This is a genomic window from Bacillus thuringiensis, assembly GCF_022095615.2.
GTDB classification, from domain to species: domain Bacteria; phylum Bacillota; class Bacilli; order Bacillales; family Bacillaceae_G; genus Bacillus_A; species Bacillus_A cereus_AG.
Map to the genome: position 1 here is coordinate 222,558 of NZ_CP155560.1, position 20,053 is coordinate 242,610.

The following is a 20,053-nucleotide window of genomic DNA, read 5'->3' on the forward strand; positions in this document are numbered from 1 at the left end:
TACTATTAACTTCCTTTGTTGGATGTGTAAGACGTTCCAGTTTAAGTTTCTATTCATAAATTAATATGAACAAAAGAATTATTTTTTATATTAATTTATTAACAAAAATTAGAATAGATACTATAAGTTTGGTATATTACATTATTAGTTTGAAAATCATTTAATTAAGTTATTAGAGATCCATTTGTAGGTTCTTTCATTATGATTAATTTTTGTATGTTCTACCTCATCTGCCTTTCCATAAAAAAGTGTTCTTTTTTCTAATGGTATAGTATTAATTCTAGTCTCTTGTTCCTTTTGAATAGTGGAGGGGATTCCTAAAGAACTTCCGCCAGTGACATAAGTATCCCCAAAAGGTCCTCCCTCATTCTCTATGCCTAATTCATCGTTCAATAAATCAGGGAAGAAAGAATTTGTATTATTCTTAAATTCTTTTTGAAAATATTTAAATAAATCAACAGGAGAAGAAGTAATTTTACTAGGTATATCCATTTCTATAGTGTTTCCATCATAATAATGATCTGTTTTTATTCCTCCTAGAGCAAAATATTTTACATTTTTATTATTTAGACTAAGTTGATCATTCTTAGGTTTAGGACAGAATGAAATCCAATTAGGGTCGTTTTCATAAAATAAATAACTATCGTCTCTATCTAAATCTTCCATTACAGTCCCACATGGACCTGGATTTGTAAACGCATTTGAACCCCAATGAGGTGTACCTACTGTAATTAATTTTTCTATTTGAGGGTTACTATTATCCATAATATTTTCAATATAATATCTTGAAACTAATCCACCTGCACTGTGACCAACTAAAGTATAATATGGTTGTCCGTTCTTTGTAAAATCAACATCTGGAATATCTTTCAAATGGCCACTAAGATTAGATAAATATCCTGCAAACTGTTTTCCTGCAACATTGATGTGCCCGTTCGCCTCCCAATTAAAAGCAAAAAGAGTCTTATTTTTTTCAAATCCTGTTTTTTCTTCTAAGAACCTTGCTAGTTCTCCCCGCTTGGTATTTTTAATATAATTTAGGTCAATGTTACTGTATTCAGATGAATCACCTTTTGCATATGTTTTTCCTGAATAAGTATTTCTAGAAGGGATATTTTCTTCTATGTCAGCTCTATAGTCTCTAGAATTAAATAATCTCCAAATGCTTTGGTTATTGTCGATTTTATTCACTTCGGCTCCCCATCCGAATTCTGTACTAGACAAAATACCATGTAACAATACTACTGGTGGTCTAAATGCTACAAATGGTTTATCGTCTATTTTATCATTATCACCATCATTATCACTGTCCTTTTTAGATGGATTAGATGTATTTGGTTTATAACTTTCTTGGGACGTCATATTTCTAGTAATATAAATTTTGTCTTTGTCTTTAGGATTATAATACCAATTCCCAATTTCTTCGCCATCTAATAAGCCATCACCATCAGTATCAGGATTGTTAGGATCGGTTTTATATACGATATCAAATGTGTCCTTAACATAATAGGCACCCTTTTCTTCTACCCAATCTGGTAAGCCATCTTTATCCGAATCCTTATATACTCCTGAAGATTGACCAGCATTAAACATAGTTTCTACTAAAGCATGGGAATCTTTAGAAATAAAGAAGTCTCCACCAGTATTAGTGGATAAGTTTTTTAATAACTCTTCAGCAAAGGAGTCTCCAAGACCGATAGTATGAATTTTAACTCCCATTTGTTTTGCTCTTTCAATTTCTGGACTATAATCTCGCGGATAGTCGTCCTCTCCGTCTGTAAGTAAAATAATTTGCTTAGTTGTACCAGACAAGTTCTGCTTATGGTTTTCAAATAAATCTAAAGCTTGATCTATTCCAGAATAAATAGATGTTCCACCAGAAGCATCTATTGCATCTGCAGCGTCTTTAAGTTTTTTCTTATTTTCGTCAGTTCCATTTACAAAATCTTGTAAGACAATTGAACGATTGTCAAAATCAATAACAGACGCATAATCCTTATTTGTTAAAATATTGATTAATTCTATTGTTCCTTTTACACGATTACGATTTATATCTTTATTATAATCATTGTTCCATCCAATCCCCATACTACCTGAACTATCAATAACAAATGCAATTGAGACTGGCTTTTTTTCTGTTTCTCCTACGTATGAGAGCGCTCCTGGTTTTAAGCCATCTTGCCACATTTGATTCCATTTAGAAATATCACCTAACACATAAGTAGAAAAATGTTGTAATGTTGCTGTTAAAACGTTATCTTTACCCATTGTTTGTATGGCTACTGGTTCAACGGTTTGAGTAGCAGGATTATAGTAAAATAGGCGAACATTTTCTAATGATGTAGAACCCAAATCGTAGTTACTTAAATCAATTGAAACTTTTGCCTCAGGGAATGTTGAAGTAGTACTAAATGATAAGGATTTTCCTATAATTCCTGTAGAACCTATAATATTTGTTAAGTCTGTACCTTCAGAGATGACAGTTGATTTTTCTGCATCACCTGTTACTGAAAAATTAACGGAAACTCCTAAATCAGGATTTTTTACAGTTTGATTAAATAGCTCCTGTCCGTCTAAAACACCATTTCCATTCGTATCAGGATTATTAGGATCACAAGAAAACTTAAATTCGCTATCATCATCTAAGCCATCATCATCACTGTCCTTCTTTAATGGATTTGTTTTCTTTTCTAATTCTTGACCATCTAATAAATTATCCCCGTCAGTATCGGCCCTTAATGGATCTGTTTTGATTTCTTGTTCATGTATATTGCTTAACCCATCCTTATCCGGATCTTCATTTCCGTCCATAACCCCATTTTTATCGCTATCTTGCAATAGTGGATTTGTATGTGTTAACATTAATTCGGTACCATCTAATAATCCATCACCATCAGTATCCGCCTTTAATGGATCTGTTTTCAATTTGAATTCTGCGATGTTTGACAACCCATCATTATCTAAATCCTCTAGGCCGTCGAATATCCCATTACCGTCGGTATCTTTTTTATTTGGATCTGTATGTGAATTATTAATTTCATAGATATCTGGTAAACCATCACCATCAGTATCCTTTTTATTCATGTTTGTTTTATCGTTCTCATTAGTTCCATTATCAGGTTTCTTATTTTGGTTAGTTCCTTTTTCAACCTCACTACTATTTGAATCTATCTTTAAAACGTTTATTAAATTATAAATTAATGTAGCCGCCATAGCCCTTGTAGATTTATCTTTTGGAGCGAATTTATTATCACCAACGCCTCTTGCTATATCATATGCCACGACATTCTTTATACTTTCCAATGCATAGTCTGAAATTTGATCTTTGTCTATAAATAAAAGATCTTTTTTATTTGTAAGCCCTTTTAACTCTAATGCTTTACTTAACATAACAGATATATCTTGGCGTGTGATGTTATCTTCAGGATAAAAATTACCATCAGTTGAGCCTTTAGCGATACCTACCTGTACTATTTTACTAATCCCTTTATAAAACATGTGTTCCTTTGGTACATCTGGGAAACTAGAATCGCCATCAGGTAAATCTAATGCTAAAGAAATAAATGTTGCGAATTGTCCACGTGTGACTGGGTTTTCTATTCCATACTTTCCACCCCCTATCCCTACTGTAATATTTTTATCTACTAACTCATAAATTGCTTTTTCTGCCCAATGATTTTTGGGCACATCGCAAAATTCTAGCTTTGCAGCTGCAACCTTAGGAATCATGGCATTCATTTCTAAGGTTGAAACTAACAATAGTGTACAAATAAAAATAGATATACTTTTTCTTAATTTGTCCATACCTCTCTCCTTAACATTTAATTAATATAGATTAATAGATAAATATTATAACATATATCTATCAAGTCTATAAAAAACTTTAATTAAAAGAAAAAATAATAGTGATACTTTAACTTAATTAAATGCTTTTAAAAATTAGATTGGCTAATCTTCGTATGGAAGATATAAACTTAAAAGAAAGACAAACTGATGTAATAAGAAAATTAAGTAAAGAAGATTCATTTTGGACTATTCCAATTGCATTAAATAATCTTGAAAAGGATATGGAAAAAGAATGTCTCCTCATAAATTAAGACATACATTAGCAAGTAAATTATATATGGAAGAAAAGGACTCGTTACAAGTGATGTAACAAGATACAGCTTTGTTAAACAATCAACTTGGAGAAACAACTATTAAAGATAGTTTAGGAAGTATAGGAAAAAATAAAGAATAAGAATTTAGCAATTTTACATTGCTGAACTCTTATTCTTTTCCCTTTAGATTTAAACATTAAATATATTCCTGTTAAAATTCAATTTTATTGTATAAAAAATACACAATTAAAATTTCATCTTAATTGGTATTTTATATTTCACCTTTTACTTCTGTCTTTTATTCCTACTTAATGAGAAATACTATTTGTAATACATTTAATTTTTCAACTTAACCACTAGATACATCCCAAACATTGTTTCTCATTTATCAATCAGTTTATGATTTTTTCGAACTTTGTAACAGAACCTTCTCGTTTATAAAAAATGATAAAGCAAATATTATTATAAATGCTGTTAAAGACATAAGCGGAATTGTTATAAAACCTCCCCATTTTTCATAGATTGTTAGACAGCTACTTGTAACACCACAAAAGCTACTTTTATGTTGAGTAAATTGAATGAAATTATGGTAAGAAGAAATAATTATACCTATCAATGAAAAATAACGAAGATAATATTTTATATTTTTATCATTAATTAGTATTGAAATAAAAATTAACAAAGGAATTGGGTACATAAAAATTCTTTGATACCAACATAGACTACAGGGAACATAACCCTTTACTTCACTAAAATATAAACTCCCTATCGTAGCTACTAGTGAAACAAGAAAAGAAAAATATATCATATATATACTCCTTTAAAAAATCAAATTAATTTTATTCTGCCAAAAATGACTTTAATTCAGATTTAGATTGGATCCCTTCTACCCGGTTCATTTCTTCCCCATTTTTATATTTTAGTAGCGTGGGTGTTTTTTGAATGTTATTTTTTTTCAAAAATTCAATATCCATATTTTCTTCTGACTCCATATTTATAGCAAATACCTTTTTCTTATCTTCTTTAATCACTTCATTTAATGATGGCTTAGTAGTTTGGCATGCTGTACAGCTAGTTTTGTAAACGTAAATATAAAAATTATCTTTTGTGTTTATTTTACCTTTATATTCCTTCATATCGATATTAGTATAATTAGGTTTATCTAAGTCTTTTGAAGTGAAAATAAAAAAGAGAGAACCTATACTTATTAGAATAACTAAACTGGAAAACAGGATTTTTTTTGACATTTTATTCACCTCTAATTTAATTGTTTCTCTAATTCTCTTTGCATTTCGAAGATGGATTTTTCTCTAAAAATAAATTTCTTATCATATTTTGTTATATACTCAGGATTATGTGTAATAAAAATTATTATCGAATTTAAACCTAATAAAGCATCATAAATTTTCACGAAATTATCAGGATCTACATTACTAAGTGATTCATCTAAAATTAAAACACTTGGTTTGTGAAGAATTGCTCTAGCAAGGCATAATCGCTGTTTTTGTCCCGTAGATAAATTGGAATTACTATCATTTATTACGAAATTAAAACCTTTAGGGAGTGAAGTGATTACATCATAAATTTGTGCAATTTGACAAGCCTTTATAATTTCATCTTCAGTAAAATATTCTCCCATACATATATTTTCTTTAATTGTATTTTTGAAGAGAAATGGATTTTCATTTAAATAAATAAGTTCCTTTCTTAAACTATTATCATTAATTTCATTAATATCAACACCATTAATATATATTTGTGAGGCGTTAGTTTGATAGAGTTTGTTTAATAATTTAGAAAACGTAGTTTTTCCTGAACCACTTTCACCAATTAAAATAACTTTTTCGTTATTAGAAATATTCATATTAACATTTTTAATAATACAGTGATCATTAATATTAAAGTTTAAATTGTCTATAGAAATGTCTTTAATCCTTGTAATATCTGTCTGAGGCTTATTTTGAATTACTGGATAATTCATTAAATCAGTCAATCTATCCTTAGCGACAAGTGATTTTTGGATTTCTCCTTGCAATTCAATTAATCCTGTTAGAGAGCTTAGCATAAACATAGTTAAAGAGTTTATAAAAAGTAAATCCCCTAATGATATAGTATCCGCCATAATCTGTTTAGCACCAACATATAATAATATGATAGAAAATGAAGTCTGAACAAGTTTTTTTAGTCCATTATTATTTGTTATTGTAACTGCTTCTTTTAACGCCGCATTAAGTTCCCTATTGAATATTTTGTTAAATGCAGAGGAAAAATATTCTTTCTTATTTAAAGAATAAATATTAGTCATATTTTTTATAAATTGTATTAAAAAAGATTGTGTATCAGCATTTTTACTCATAGAATCTTTATTTCTTTTTTGGATAATATCATAATACATAAAAGTAAATGCTATCAAAATCAACGTCAAAATAAGAACAGTGAAAAAAAGTAAAACATTAATGTTATAAAGGACGAATCCTATTCCCAAAAAAATTACAGTATTTAATATTACTGAAACAAAAGCTACATTTACTAAATTTCTAATATAATAAATATCATTAAATCTTGATATAATGTCACCATCATCCCTATTTTCAAAAAAATTAATAGGTAATTTTAATATTTTCCTGAAAAATTCTTTTGATATAGATTGATCTAATTTTATTGCAGCCTTATTAATTATGTAAGTTCTTAAATAATCAAATGCATTACTTAAAAAATTGATTCCTAAAAAAATCAAAGTAAATTCTAACAATAGGTAATCATAATTGTGAGGAATAATCTCATCTATTACGAGTTTAAAGAAGAATGAGTTACTAATTGAAAATAAAACAAACAAAATAGATAAACATAAGACAAATGAGATACTTAATTTATTATTTTTAATCAATTCCCTGAAAAATTTCTGATGATAACTTGTTTTTTTATCAGAATTACTATTTTTAGATTCAATTAGAAGAAATATGCCTGTAGTATGTTTTTTAAATTCATCAATAGTAATTGTAGATATTTTATCGTTACCCGGGTCACTTATTACCAATTTATTTTTCTTCCGTTTATAAATAATTATATAGTGACCTTCATAAGATTCATTGACCTGTTTATTTATTAAAGCTATACAAGGTCCTTCAATATGCTTTAGTGCCTCTTCAATATCTTCTTTATTTATCTCAACAGCTTTACAAGAAAAATTATTAACTTGACTAAATAACGCTAACAAATCTTTTAAATCATATCCATTTTTATAAGTAACTTGATCCCTAAGATAATTAATACCATGATGCAAATGATAATATTTAAAAATAGATGCTACACAAGCAATTCCACAATCATATTCTTCTTGTTGTTTTGTATGTACGTATTTCATTTCATTATCACCTTTATGTAATATTATATTTTAGTAATTTTATATTTTCATATTTTATAAAAGCCGATTTCAAAATCCTTCTTCTTTGAATAGAATTTTGAAATCGGTTACAAGAATGTTTATAGAGAAATTAAATCATTATATATATATAAATGAAAATTAAGTTTTCTAGAATCTACTATGATATTTTACCTTTTAAGGGTACTATATATACTACAATAAAACTATATTAATTCATCCGTATACCTTATAACCACTCTCGATAGCAATATTGATCAAACAAGCCACACGCTTTGAAATTTTTTAATATACATTGATTCAGCAAACTTTTACAATTCGGTCCCGCTCCTCCACCATCATGGATTACTGTTTCATTTTTAGAATCAACTCCTCCAACATGTTTTGTTAATTCTTCTGCTTTTAATTCACGTATAAACTTATTCATTTAAAATCCTCCTGAAAATATTTATTTTTAAAAATACATTAACAAAACTGATCGAACAGGCCACATGATTTGAAATTTTTCAAAATACATGACTGAGCTAACCTTCTACAATTTGGACCCGCTCCTCCGCCATCGTGGATTACTGTTTCATTTGTAGGATCAATTCCTCCAACATGCTTTGTTAGCTCTTCTGTTTTTAGTTCACGTATAAATTTGTTCACCTGTATTCCTCCTAAAAACAATTGATTTTTAAATGTATTAACAAAATTGGTTAAATAGGGTGCACGATTTGAAATTATTCATCATACATGAAGTAGATAACCTTCTACAATTGGGTCCTGCTCCTCCACCATCATGGATTACTGTTTCATTTGTAGGATCAATTCCTCCAACATGCTTTGTTAGCTCTTCTGTTTTTAGTTCACGTATAAATTTGTTCACTTGTATTACTCCTTTGTTAACTTGCTAAATACATAAATTAAGATCTACAAAACTGCGTCCATAAATTACATTGAGATATATACTTCATTTGACATCCCAGTAATAACATCTTACAATTGGGTCCTGCTCCTCCGCCATCATGGATTACTGTTTCATTTGTAGGATCAATTCCTCCAACATGCTTTGTTAGCTCTTCTGTTTTTAGTTCACGTATAAATTTGTTCATCTGTATTCCTCCTTTTTTACTTGCTAAATATATAAATTAAGATCTACAAAAATCATACCATAATTGACATAATCCCCAATCCTTAGCTCGACATCCTACAAATAACACCTTACAATTAGGTCCTACTCCTCCGCCATCATGGATTACTGTTTCATTTTTAGGATCAATTCCTCCAACATGCTCTGTTAGTTCTTCTGTTTTTAGTTCACGTATAAATTTGTTCATCTGTATCCCTCACTTAAAGTTTTTTTATTACATTAATTACAATAAATTACTATTTTCCGAATGTCAACACCAATATAAAAAATTTTAAGAATATTCAAATGTTCAGAATATATCACTGATAGCGTTTTATAATAAACGAAAATTAAATCATTATTTTTCTCATTAAAAAGGACATTTGATAGTAGTAGTTGAAAACAATGAAAACAAATCATTTTAAGGAGATATATTTTATGTACTTTACAAAAAAGATTATATTAATTTTTCTACAAATTATTTTAACTGCTTTAGGAATTGTTTTTATTTGCTGTCTACCAAAATTGTTTTTGAATACATCTCAAAACAAAGGGGAATTAATTATATTAGAATTAAATTGGTTAGGATATATTGATTATATAAAAAAAGTGATTCATTCCCTACTAGACCCATTTCATTTAACATATGAAATTTATGGAATTAAACGCTTATTACTACCCAATTTACTAGAGTCATATTTTTATACCTTAACTATTATAATTTCAGCTTTTTTTATTGCTGTATTTTTATCAATATTTTTAGCGAATTTCACATTCTATTTACCAAAAAGAATCCAATCTATAATTTCAAAAAGTTTGAGCACCATAGAAGCTATACCTGACTTATTTTTAATAATATCTGTACAATTAATCATTATTTCAATATATAAAAATACGAATTGGCTTATTACTATCCCCTTTTCTACAATAACTAATAAAACATACTTTTTACCTATTGCAACTCTTTCAATTTTGCCAACGGTTTATCTTTATAAGATAAATTTACTTAACTATAAAAATGAAATGTCAAATAGTTATATAGATCTTGCAATCGCCAAAGGATTGAAACATTTTTATATACTAAAACACCATGTTTTGCGTAATGCTTTAATTTCAATTTTTTATAATGCAAAATCTATCATGTTATTAATAGTTTCCAATTCAATTATTCTTGAATTTTTATTTAATTCTTTTGGATTATTTAGATTTTTAATTAGCCATCAAAATCCTGAAATTATCTCCATTGGTATTCTTCTTTTGATGATTCCGTTTTATTTTTTATTTGAAATCATAAAATTGATTATAGAAGAAAGAAGGCATTTATATGATAAGAAGATTATATAAAAACAAACAATTCTTAATAGGATTTTTAATTCTATTCAGCATTATTATCGCTAGCTATGTTTTTGAATATTTTATTGAATTTACTTCTAAAGATTTTAATATTCAATCTAAACCAACCTCCCCTTCTTTAACACATCCATTAGGTACTGGGGAATATGGAGTTGATGTTTTACAGCAAGTTCTTATTTTTGCAAAAACACCAATTTTTTTTGCTTTAATCATCTGTATTTTTCGACTTACTTTTTCACTTTTATTTGGAGTATTACATGCATATTTTTATACTTGGACAAAATATATTAATTGGGTGTTTGACGTTTTCCAGTTTATACCTACTGTATTGTTAGCAATTTTACTAATTCGTCCTACAATTTCAGGTATGAATAATATCCATGAAACTAAATGGATATGTTATACAATTGTAGTTCTTACTCTTATTGGCATACCAAATTTAACACAACTCATTAGCAATGAAGTTAGATTACTTCTACAACGTGAATACGTTTTAACATCCAAACTACTTGGTGGACATATTTATCACATATATAAAGTTCATATTAAACCCTATTTACTTCCTAAATTATTTATTTGGTTCCAACAACAAATATTGCAAATAATGATATTAATGATGCATTTAGCATTATTCGAAACAATTTCCTTAGATGTTGGAGGCAGCCTTTTATTAATAAATGACACAAGTCAAAAGCTAATAAATTATCCTTGGCTAGCGATGGGACCTGTTATTTTCTTTACCATTGTTATTTTATCTATTAATGCTTTACTATCAGGTTTACAAAGCACTCTAAAAGGTAATACCGCATTACACGAATCTTCTCTTTTACTAAATAAAATAGAGCAAGTAAAACATGAGAAATGGAAGATTCATTTACAACAATTTAAACAATGGCTTTCAATAAAATTATAATTAGTACAATAATATTTAATTTCCACTTAAAACATGAGATATACCAAGATTAACGCCTTAATTAAAAACAAAAGATAAAGAAAAATAGGATTAGAGGTTATTGTTGATACTGCATAGGCGAATACAAATGGAATTAATTTTAGACTAGGCAAATGCTTGTATATGAATACATCAAGTTTTCAAAAGGAAGATCAAAGAAATAATGTACAGGATTTTAATCTTATAAAACCTTTTCAAATTACGAGTCGGTGATGACCCCAGAGCTGGATTGAAGCTGCGGACGGGATGGAATTCGAATCGAAGAGCTGCACGAGCACCCTGTGGTCATTTACCGCCGATTGGAACAGTTGATCCGTGAGACTTGTCAGAAAGTCGGCTTCGATCCAAACCTATACTGTAAAAATGATGATGCAAGAACTAAACTTCTAGAGGCCCATGCCGGCCTCATCACCTGAATTATCCGAAAATTATTATTTGAGCTGACGAACCACTGTAATCTGATCTATTTTGATACGCTGTTTCTGGTAACATGCCTTCATCAGGCATGTTACAGCGCAGAACGACTACTTCTCCTTTACGGACATTATTTATAGAAAGTTCGGGAGGCAGCTCCATTTGCACATGACTCGGTAGATATTTTGGATTATCAAGCATACTCTCTTTTCCTTCATATGTATCGTTTTGAACTTCTTCTTTTCGATCCTGTGGCATACTAGTTCCCCTTAATTAACGGTTTAACAAATATATTATTTACAAAAAAATATTTGTTAAACCAAGGGGGTAATTCTATTAGAAGAGGCTGCCACCATTCAAATTAAAGAAATATAGTTTTTGAATATAAAATAGAAATTGATTTATATTATAATGAAAATATTGAATATTTTTAATAGAATTATTAAATTCTACATTTACAGAAACTTAAGGGGTATGATTATGGAATTTATTACATTTAAAGTAATTTGTATCTTTTTATTTTTAATGCTTATGACTTCTATAGAAGTTTTAGGATATGGAGTTCGACTTGTTGGGGCTAAATTAGCTTTAGTTGCATCGGCTTTTGCTATATATAATATCATGTCTTTAATTGCCCGATTTTCTAATATGTTTCAACAACCATTTACTGCTTCTTTGGTAGATAGTGCAGCAAAAAATGGTGGATTAGAATTATTAATTAAACAATTTAGATTTTTATTATTGGGTTCTACTATGGGGGTAATACTTGGAGGATTATTAGTACCATTTTTTATGAAAGTTTTTTCTAAAGCGCTAGTACCTTTATCAAAAGATGGTTCGTTTATAAACATGTTCAAATTAATAAATAGAACTAATTTGAAAAGAATGAAAAGCTATTTTGTTTTAATCAATAAAAATAATCTTGAAGGGGTAAATTTTAAAAATGTATCAGTTAAATTATTTGTTATTAATACAATTGTTTCTGCCGTATTTACAGTAGGTGTTATGTCCGCATTGTATGCAACCCTACTAATTCCGGATTATGATAGAGCAGCGATGTCTTCATCCAATATTATTACTGGAATAGCTACGATTCTATTAACACTGCTTATTGATCCTAAATTGTCTTTTTTAACTGATAAAGTTGTACAAGACAATCATAATTATTGGGAATTAAAGAATTTTACATTTATGATATTAATTTCGAGATTTTTAGGTACATTAGTTGCTCAGATTATATTAGTTCCAGGTGCATATTATATAGCATGGTTTGCTAAATTTATTTCTTGAAAGTTTTATATGAGAACAAAATGGGTGACGATTTCACATTAGTCGTCGCCCATTAAAAAATAACAAAAAATCACTTACTTCATCAAAATAGAGTATTTTGAATTCATAAAAGCAAAAAAGATTACGAAATTCTATTTTTTATAGATATGGTGGGTCAATATACGGATCGTTGTCGTACTTCTTAGACGAATGAATGGGTTCATCAAAAAACAGTAATCCGATTTTAATTATATTAGAAATAATAGTAAATCTGTCACCTATTTTTACACATATCTCGGATATACCTCAGGATATTTCATTTCCATTCAGGAAATCTCCACTTTGGTGTCTTCATATTAAGAAGTACCCACTTTCATGTCTTTTTACAACTGTACAAAGACATGAAAGTAGGTACTATTTAAACAAGAAAATCCAAACTAAAATTTTATAGATTTAGAGAACTAAATACATGTACTCTTGTGTGAACGTATAGGTTAAATACTACGTTACTTTTTTTATAAAGAAAATACATCCCAAGATGCCTTTCTATTCTGTAACAAGTTTAAACACATAGTACATAAAAAATAGACAAGACAGATATGCTAGTCTGCCAGCAATCGATTCTCTCATAAATCTCATAAGTATGACTTTGACAAGCAACGCTAAGAATAACGGTATAAACAGTACCATAGCAAGTTTGATTGCTATGTCATTTATTGTTGAATTAAATGGTTTAAAATTAATTATAGTATTCACTTACCCTTCTATAATCCTTTTATTTATATAATTAGATTATATAAATAAAATCACTAAAAAGACACCATAAGGTTCCTTCCTCCAACTTAACCATCTTTATTTTATCTGGTTCTGGTGTAAATATAGAATACATTTCAAGGAAGAATCAGAATTTACTACCGGAATTGCTTTTTTTATCATATGTATAGCTTCTACTCCTATATGATATTATGCTAAAAAATAAAAAAGCACCTCTATGGATGCTTTAGCCTACATATTCTTAAATTTTACTAAAGATGCCATTGATAGCAGGTACTATACATGCGCATGCTACAATTGCAGAAATAAGTTTAACAAAAAAACATGCAATATAGTCAATTAGAAAAAAATCACTTTATTAACCCCAAAGTAATGAGGTGGCTTTTATGAAAAGTATGAATAAATGGGTACTAGCTATTAGCTACTTTTTTGTTCTAACACTCGTTCTCCATCTATCATTTAAGATGTTGATTTTAACCGCTATGGACCCTACTACTAGCTTTCCAACTTCACGATTTCTCATTGGACTGTTAACTTTAGTATGCGGAGGTTGTTTATTAGGTTTTGGAGCTAGAAAATATATTTTTTCCTCTTCAAATATTAAAAGTGAACAATGGAAAATTGCAGCAAATTTTATTTTTTTGACGACTCTATCTTTTTTTACTGCAATGCTTATTTTTTATTGGGTTTAACCTTGATTTTTTTACAATATATATCTACCCCTGAATAAAACTCAATATTCCGTAAATACTAAAGTCACATGGTTATCTTTCCTCTGTTTTTCTTGGGTGAGCAGTTAGCTTTTGCTAGCTGCTCTTTTATGAATCATCGTCACATTATGATGAGATGTTCATATATTATCTCGAAGCAAAAACCCTAATTTACTTTTCAATATCTCACTTTTCCTTTAAAGAGCACTTTATTTAGTGCTCTTTTTGGTAATCCCGTAAAGTTCTATTGTTCCATTAAGAGGACCCGCACCCCTAATCGGGTCCTTTTTTAATGTTTTCTACTCAAATAGGGTTTTTGTTCAAATTCACTCTAAAAGTAAAATTGTCATTTTTTTATTCAACCGAGTTCATAACATATTCTTTTCCTCCGATAAAATAATGATTAGGTGTCCCCTGCGCATTTTAACTATTGGGAATAATACCTTTCACGTACTTACGTATTAGAAACTTCATTTCTGCTTCTTCTGCAATCGCAATTTTGTTCACTTTTTCGATACATTTATGAAACATTCACATGTTATCTTCATTATGTTCTATTCTTTTTGAAGAACCATGTGAGAATACCAAAACAAGAAGCCCTAGAGCCCTAACTCTAGGGGCTTTTTGTTTTTAAATAAGGATTTTGTTTTAAACTTACACATACACTCAGGCGTCCCACCCACATTTTAACGAAAATATACGCTAAGCAAATTCCGACAAAAATGAGCCGAATTTTCTACTCTAAGAAAAATCCGGCTCTTATTTTTAGACTTGTTGTAAAGGACGAAGAGATTCTAACGTTGTAGTATCTTTCATATTAAATCGATACTCACCTAAAAAGTTGATATGCTCCCACCCTAGTGGTGAGATATGTTTTAATAGTTCTTCGTTAAAACCATGCGCACTTCTTAACATTTCTACAGCTTTGCTTAAATATACAGTATTCCATAAAATGATGGCATTAATGAGAATACTTAATACACTTGCTCGTTGCAACTGATCTTGGAGAGCACGTTCACGGGATTCCCCGTGTTTCGCAAAAAATATTGCTCTTGCTAGTGAATTCATTGCTTCCCCTTTGTTTAATCCTCGTTGAACTTTTCTACGTAACGTTTTATCTGAAAGATAATCTAAAATAAAGATAGTCTTTTCAATTCTACCCATTTCTCTTAATGCCTTTGCTACCTTATTATGGCGAGTATAAGAACCTAACTTTCCCATAATTAGTGCACCGGACACTTTTCCTTCTCGAATTGAATGGGCTATACGTAAAACGTCATCATAATTTTCATAGATCAATTTCATATTCACTTGTCCCCGTATAAGACCTTCTATATTTGAAAAATCTTTAGGTGAACCAATTGTATACAATTTAGAACTCGATAAGTCCCTTAATCGGGGTGCAAAACGGAATCCTAACAGGTGAGTTAAGCCAAATACTTGGTCAGTATAGCCGGCTGTATCCGTATAATGCTCTTCAATCATTAAATCAGATTCATGATGAAGTAACCCATCAATCACATGTATAGCATCTCTTGCATTCGTGTTAATAACTTTTGTGTAAAAGGAAGAAAATTGATCACTTACGAATCTATATATAGTCGCTCCTTTACCAGATCCATAGTGTGGATTCGAGCTGGCACTCAAAGAAGATACCCCAATTTGAACTCGCATTCCGTCCGATGATGAAGTAGTACCGTCACCCCAGTAAGAAGCCAAGGGTAGCCGATGTTGAAAATTAACCAATATGGCTTGTGCACGATTCAATGCATCATCGTACATACGCCACTGACTTGCATTAGCTAACTGATGATAAGAGATATCTGGTGTAGCCTCTGCCATTTTCGTAAGTCCAATATTTGTTCCCATAGCCATAAGTGAAGCAAGAGATATAATGATTTCTTCCCCTTTAGGTGGTTTATTTGTGGATGCGTGAATAAATTGTTGCTCGAAGCCTGTCCAATTCGCTACTTCTAGAAGTAAGTCTGTAAGTTTAACCCGTGGTAACATGTGATAGAGTTTTGCACTTATTTGTTTGGCTTCCTCTGGAGTATCCTTCTCTAAACGCTGGAGGTGTAGGTTTCCCTTGTCAATATCAACTCCATCTAATGAGTGAGCATTTTTAGAGAATGTTTCAATTCGCTTTAATAGAGTTTGTGTTCGTTCCACTATATACTCATCGGCATGTGTAGCAACTGCTAAGCGTGTCCCTATTTCTTTACTATCAATCCAATCTTGAGATGGTACTAAGTATTCATCAAAATCTTAATGCTGCCGGCTTCCCACAATAGAAATATCTCCAGAACGTACATAATTCCGTAGTTCGGTAAATGCAGCTAATTCATAGAAATGTCGATTAATGTTTCCATCTTCGTCGTATATATGTCTTTGCCATCTGTTTGAAACAAAAGCTAATGGGGCTCCTTGTGATACTTTACGTTTTCCTGAGTCATTTAGTTCACGGATGACGTCTAAAGCGTTTAATACAGACTTAGCATAATTTGTAGACTGAAATTCTAAGGCTCTAAGTAATGTAGGAGTATATTTTCGTAGGTAATTGTATCGGCTTTCTAATAAATCAAGATAATCATAATTTATAGGTCGAGACAGTTGTTTAGCTTCCTCTACAGAAGCTACAAATTTGTCCCAGGGCATAACTATTTCTAATACCACAAAAGGATTCACATTTTCTTCTTTAGCTTTAATTAATGCAGTTCCTAAGTCTGCATAATGAAGAATTTTTTCATTTAGCGCTTTTCCGTTTTTTTTATGGATCTCCTCTTGCTGCTTTCTTCCCTTTAATTGAAGATTCATCATTTGTTTATCATGAATCTCAAAAGCTTGATCAATTAAATCCTGAGTTAAATCGAATAGATAAGCCACTAATATGGCATACTTTTTTATCTCTTTAAACCTTCGAAATGAGAAAGCTTCATAACGTGCCCCCATTCGAGATAGTTGTCGTAATCGATTAGGATGTATCCCTTTTGTATTAATGTTTAACTGTAGTCCTTTTATATACTCTAAGCGCTCAACAACCTTTAAAAAAGATTCTGGTGAAAATTGACCAGGTACTTCTTTTAACCAAGCTAAATAAGTTTTTGAAGAGTTAGGCATAAAATGGAGCAATCCGCTTAGTTTTTCCTTTTGTGAAAAGGTTAAAGATGATGTTAGTATCTTAAATATGCTTTTCTCTGCTCGTTTACGTGTTTCCCATATTGCTCGTTCTATAATTGCCATCGAAGGAAGTATAATCTTCCAAGTACGGAGTTCTTGCAATGCTATTTCCACGAGATATGTTGTATTTCCATTATTTAATGCATGTGGTTGAAGAAATTTAGATAACTTTCGATAGTCGGCAATTGTAAAGTTACGAAAACCGTATTCTTTTCGAATCTCTTCTACATGTTCATATCGGGTAGCGTCTCGTTGAGCGTAGAGTCCCCAATCTAATGTATTTACACCAATTTGTGTAGCGACAAATTCTAAAACGAGATTCGGAATATCTCCTACATCAGATAAGGTCCATCCTGAATATCGTAAAACACTTAATTGAATAGCAAAACCTAGACGATTATAGTCCCTCCGATGGCGATTAATGATTTTGATATCATGCTGACTGAAAGAAAAGTATGTATTTAATATCCATTCGCTTATATCAGAGGGGATTTGCATATATTGCTTTCGTTCTTCTGCTGTAAGAAGTTCTCTTACTCTCACATACATTAGAAGTCATCCCCCTTATATTTGTTATTTCGCTTTTTGCAGATATCGATACAATGTAGCTCTTGAAACACCTAAGGTGTTACATATATCTTCAGTAGAATAATTTGGATCCTTCATTAAAGATTTAGCCATAGAAACCTGGGTTGTATCCATCACTTTAGGTCTTCCACCCAGACGACCACGTGCACGAGCGGCTGACAATCCAGCTTGTGTACGTTCTTGAATCATTTCTCGCTCAAATTCAGCTAATGCTCCGAATACGTGAAAAATGAGTTTCCCGCCACTTGTAGAAGTATCCATATTTTCCTGAAGACTTCGAAAGGCAATTCCTTCTGCATTTAATATATTGATGGTTTCAATAAGGTGTTTGAGGGAACGCCCTAAGCGATCTAATTTCCATACTACTAATGTATCGCCCTCGCGTACGTAATCAAGAGCTTCATCTAGTCCAGAGCGAGATGAGGTAGAACCACTTACTACATCAGTAAAAATCCGTTTGCATCCAGCTTGTATAAGGGCATCTTTCTGTAAATCCAAATTTTGATCATGTGTAGATACACGAGCGTAGCCAATTAACAAATTATCACCTCCATATTCTTTTGTATTTTCTCATAACTCATAAAATAAAGGAATAATGAGATTTTGATTTTAAGACAAGTTTTGAGACAGATAACATAGCATTATTTCAATATCAAATAGAATGCATAAAGAAGTCTCAAAAACGGAGGTTTTTGAGATGAATCATTATCAAGTCATTATCAATGAAAGATTAAATTGTTTAAAAATGACATTGTCAAAGTAACTTAAATTGGTTATCATAAAAACGAATAAAACAGGAGATGAGCAGATGAATACAAACTCAAAAAAGTCTTTTTCGAAAGTTTCTCATAGGAAGTTAGTAGATGAGGTCTTAGAATGTCTACAAGAAAAAATTTTTTCTGGTGAGTACGCAGTAGGCGATCGACTTCCTACAGAGCCACAATTAATGGAAGAGCTAGGCGTAGGACGTTCGACGCTACGAGAAAGTATAAAAATCTTAGTACATGCCGGCATACTAGAGGTTCGGCAAGGACACGGTACTCGTATTGTATCACTAAGTATGGTACAAGATTCATTTGAAAAACGGTTACAAAATGCCAATATAGACCATGTATATGAAGCAAGAAATATGTTAGATAAAGAAGTAGCTATGCTGGCTGCAAAACGCCGCGATGAGGAAGACCTTTTACTCCTAAAAGGATATTTAAATAAGAGGAAGAACGCTCTTAACGAGGGAAATTATTTAGAATATATAGATGCAGATATTCAATTTCATCTATCTATTGCAAAAGCAAGTAAGAACCAGGTTATGTTGGATTTGTATCAATCATTTGTACCCGTTCTTCGTCATATCCTAACCCAATTAATATTAAATACAAATGACTATCAAGACAACTCTGTTATTCATGAAAAATTGTTCCAGGCTATTTCAAATCAAAATGCAGAAAAAGCACAAACATACGCTATTCAAAATTTGGAGCTGAAATAAGCTCCTTAAATAACAACTAAAAACATCAGATGATATTATGAATTATGAAGGGAGATAGATAATGCCAGAAACTATTTTTCAAGTAAAGTCCATCAATATTGGCAAAGTTGAAAATCTAAGCTATGGAAAAACTGTTATTTCAACAGCGATAAGAAAGCGTTCTGTCCAGGGAAGGATTTTTTTAACGAAAATAGGTTTAATTGGAGATGAACAAGCCTATAAAGACCATGGCGGAAAAGATAAAGCTTTGTGTGTGTATTCTTATAATCGTTACGCCTATTGGAACAATATAATCCATAACATGATAGATGATTCACTCTTTGGAGAAAATATCACGGTATACGGTTTGACTGAAGAAAAGGTTCATATTGGGATATCTTCGCCTTCGGAGAAGCAATCATACAGGTTTCCGAGCCAAGGAATCCATGTTATAAGCTTGCTAAAAAATATGACGTTCCTAATCTAGCGTTTGAAATGCAACAAACAGGATATACCGGTTTCCTATGTCGAGTGCTACAAGAAGGTAATGTGTCGGCAAGTGATTGTTTACAACTTGTTGCATCGCATCCTAAAAGGGTATCGATTTCACAAGTCAATCATGTTAAATTCCACAATAAATACAATAAAGAAGCACTAGAAAGAATTATTGAGGTGGATGCACTATCGGACAGTTTAAGAGAGTTACTATTGAAACGATTAAATAAATAATTACACCGTAAAACATCAGATGATAT

The 20,053-nt window shown here is 30.7% G+C and carries 16 protein-coding genes and 4 pseudogenes; 7 read left to right on the forward strand and 13 right to left on the reverse strand.

The window, feature by feature from the left end; all coding sequences use genetic code 11:
- Positions 1-156 precede the first annotated feature (156 nt).
- On the reverse strand, positions 157-3,804 hold the full coding sequence (locus KZZ19_RS27935) for an S-layer homology domain-containing protein (protein ID WP_237982241.1): 3,648 nt from the start codon (positions 3,802-3,804) through the stop codon (positions 157-159).
- 140 nt (positions 3,805-3,944) lie between these two features.
- On the opposite strand from KZZ19_RS27935, the pseudogene KZZ19_RS27940 reads away from it, so the two are divergent.
- Positions 3,945-4,240 (forward strand): annotated as a pseudogene (locus KZZ19_RS27940) (tyrosine recombinase XerS); the annotation flags it as partial.
- A gap of 257 nt (positions 4,241-4,497) precedes the next feature.
- Here KZZ19_RS27940 and KZZ19_RS27945 read toward each other — a convergent pair.
- The 8 genes from KZZ19_RS27945 to KZZ19_RS27980 all read right to left on the reverse strand — a co-directional run bounded on the left by KZZ19_RS27945 (position 4,498) and on the right by KZZ19_RS27980 (position 8,801).
- The gene (locus KZZ19_RS27945) at positions 4,498-4,908 is read right to left on the reverse strand and encodes a disulfide bond formation protein B (protein WP_226545880.1); all 411 of its coding nucleotides are present in this window, start codon (positions 4,906-4,908) and stop codon (positions 4,498-4,500) included.
- A 31-nt stretch (positions 4,909-4,939) separates the two neighbouring features.
- Complete coding sequence (locus KZZ19_RS27950; protein WP_226545879.1) at positions 4,940-5,347, reverse strand: thioredoxin family protein; 408 nt, start codon at positions 5,345-5,347, stop codon at positions 4,940-4,942.
- A gap of 11 nt (positions 5,348-5,358) precedes the next feature.
- On the reverse strand, positions 5,359-7,464 hold the full coding sequence (locus KZZ19_RS27955) for a peptidase domain-containing ABC transporter (protein WP_226545878.1): 2,106 nt from the start codon (positions 7,462-7,464) through the stop codon (positions 5,359-5,361).
- Between the two features lie 247 nt (positions 7,465-7,711).
- Positions 7,712-7,909, reverse strand: a complete 198-nt coding sequence (locus KZZ19_RS27960) for a hypothetical protein (RefSeq protein WP_001031852.1) — start codon at positions 7,907-7,909, stop codon at positions 7,712-7,714.
- Between the two features lie 38 nt (positions 7,910-7,947).
- Complete coding sequence (locus KZZ19_RS27965; RefSeq protein WP_173602304.1) at positions 7,948-8,130, reverse strand: hypothetical protein; 183 nt, start codon at positions 8,128-8,130, stop codon at positions 7,948-7,950.
- A gap of 37 nt (positions 8,131-8,167) precedes the next feature.
- The gene (locus tag KZZ19_RS27970; RefSeq protein ID WP_226545877.1) at positions 8,168-8,350 is read right to left on the reverse strand and encodes a hypothetical protein; all 183 of its coding nucleotides are present in this window, start codon (positions 8,348-8,350) and stop codon (positions 8,168-8,170) included.
- Between the two features lie 37 nt (positions 8,351-8,387).
- Positions 8,388-8,576: a hypothetical protein gene (locus KZZ19_RS27975; protein WP_173602305.1), complete on the reverse strand. Its 189-nt coding sequence runs from the start codon at positions 8,574-8,576 to the stop codon at positions 8,388-8,390.
- A gap of 36 nt (positions 8,577-8,612) precedes the next feature.
- Positions 8,613-8,801 carry a hypothetical protein gene (locus KZZ19_RS27980; protein ID WP_226545876.1) on the reverse strand — a complete coding sequence of 63 codons (189 nt, stop codon included), beginning with the start codon at positions 8,799-8,801 and terminating at the stop codon, positions 8,613-8,615.
- Between the two features lie 230 nt (positions 8,802-9,031).
- On the opposite strand from KZZ19_RS27980, the gene KZZ19_RS27985 reads away from it, so the two are divergent.
- Together KZZ19_RS27985 and KZZ19_RS27990 are read left to right on the forward strand one after the other, a co-directional pair.
- Positions 9,032-9,937, forward strand: a complete 906-nt coding sequence (locus KZZ19_RS27985; protein WP_226545875.1) for an ABC transporter permease subunit — start codon at positions 9,032-9,034, stop codon at positions 9,935-9,937.
- The gene (locus KZZ19_RS27990) at positions 9,918-10,859 is read left to right on the forward strand and encodes an ABC transporter permease (RefSeq protein WP_237982240.1); all 942 of its coding nucleotides are present in this window, start codon (positions 9,918-9,920) and stop codon (positions 10,857-10,859) included. The genes KZZ19_RS27985 and KZZ19_RS27990 overlap by 20 nt, the downstream gene beginning before the upstream one ends.
- A 507-nt stretch (positions 10,860-11,366) precedes the next feature.
- On the opposite strand, the pseudogene KZZ19_RS27995 reads toward KZZ19_RS27990, so the two are convergent.
- Positions 11,367-11,570 (reverse strand): annotated as a pseudogene (locus tag KZZ19_RS27995) (glutamate decarboxylase); the annotation flags it as partial.
- 222 nt (positions 11,571-11,792) lie between these two features.
- Here KZZ19_RS27995 and KZZ19_RS28000 point away from each other — a divergent pair.
- Positions 11,793-12,602: a lipid II flippase family protein gene (locus KZZ19_RS28000; RefSeq protein ID WP_226545873.1), complete on the forward strand. Its 810-nt coding sequence runs from the start codon at positions 11,793-11,795 to the stop codon at positions 12,600-12,602.
- Between the two features lie 525 nt (positions 12,603-13,127).
- Here the strand turns inward: KZZ19_RS28000 and KZZ19_RS28005 are convergent.
- Complete coding sequence (locus KZZ19_RS28005) at positions 13,128-13,337, reverse strand: hypothetical protein (protein WP_226545872.1); 210 nt, start codon at positions 13,335-13,337, stop codon at positions 13,128-13,130.
- Between the two features lie 404 nt (positions 13,338-13,741).
- On the opposite strand from KZZ19_RS28005, the gene KZZ19_RS28010 reads away from it, so the two are divergent.
- Positions 13,742-14,047, forward strand: coding sequence for a hypothetical protein (locus tag KZZ19_RS28010; protein WP_237982239.1), 306 nt, complete (start codon positions 13,742-13,744; stop codon positions 14,045-14,047).
- Between the two features lie 783 nt (positions 14,048-14,830).
- Here the strand turns inward: KZZ19_RS28010 and KZZ19_RS28015 are convergent.
- Positions 14,831-17,791, reverse strand: a pseudogene (locus KZZ19_RS28015) (Tn3 family transposase).
- A gap of 24 nt (positions 17,792-17,815) precedes the next feature.
- The gene (locus tag KZZ19_RS28020; protein WP_098508735.1) at positions 17,816-18,370 is read right to left on the reverse strand and encodes a recombinase family protein; all 555 of its coding nucleotides are present in this window, start codon (positions 18,368-18,370) and stop codon (positions 17,816-17,818) included.
- 268 nt (positions 18,371-18,638) lie between these two features.
- Between KZZ19_RS28020 and KZZ19_RS28025 the strand changes: the two genes are divergently transcribed.
- Both KZZ19_RS28025 and KZZ19_RS28030 read left to right on the forward strand, forming a co-directional pair.
- A complete protein-coding gene (locus tag KZZ19_RS28025; RefSeq protein ID WP_098508737.1) occupies positions 18,639-19,319 on the forward strand; it encodes a FadR/GntR family transcriptional regulator in 681 nt (226 codons plus the stop codon).
- A gap of 61 nt (positions 19,320-19,380) precedes the next feature.
- Positions 19,381-20,027 (forward strand): annotated as a pseudogene (locus KZZ19_RS28030) (MOSC domain-containing protein).
- Positions 20,028-20,053: the final 26 nt, after the last annotated feature.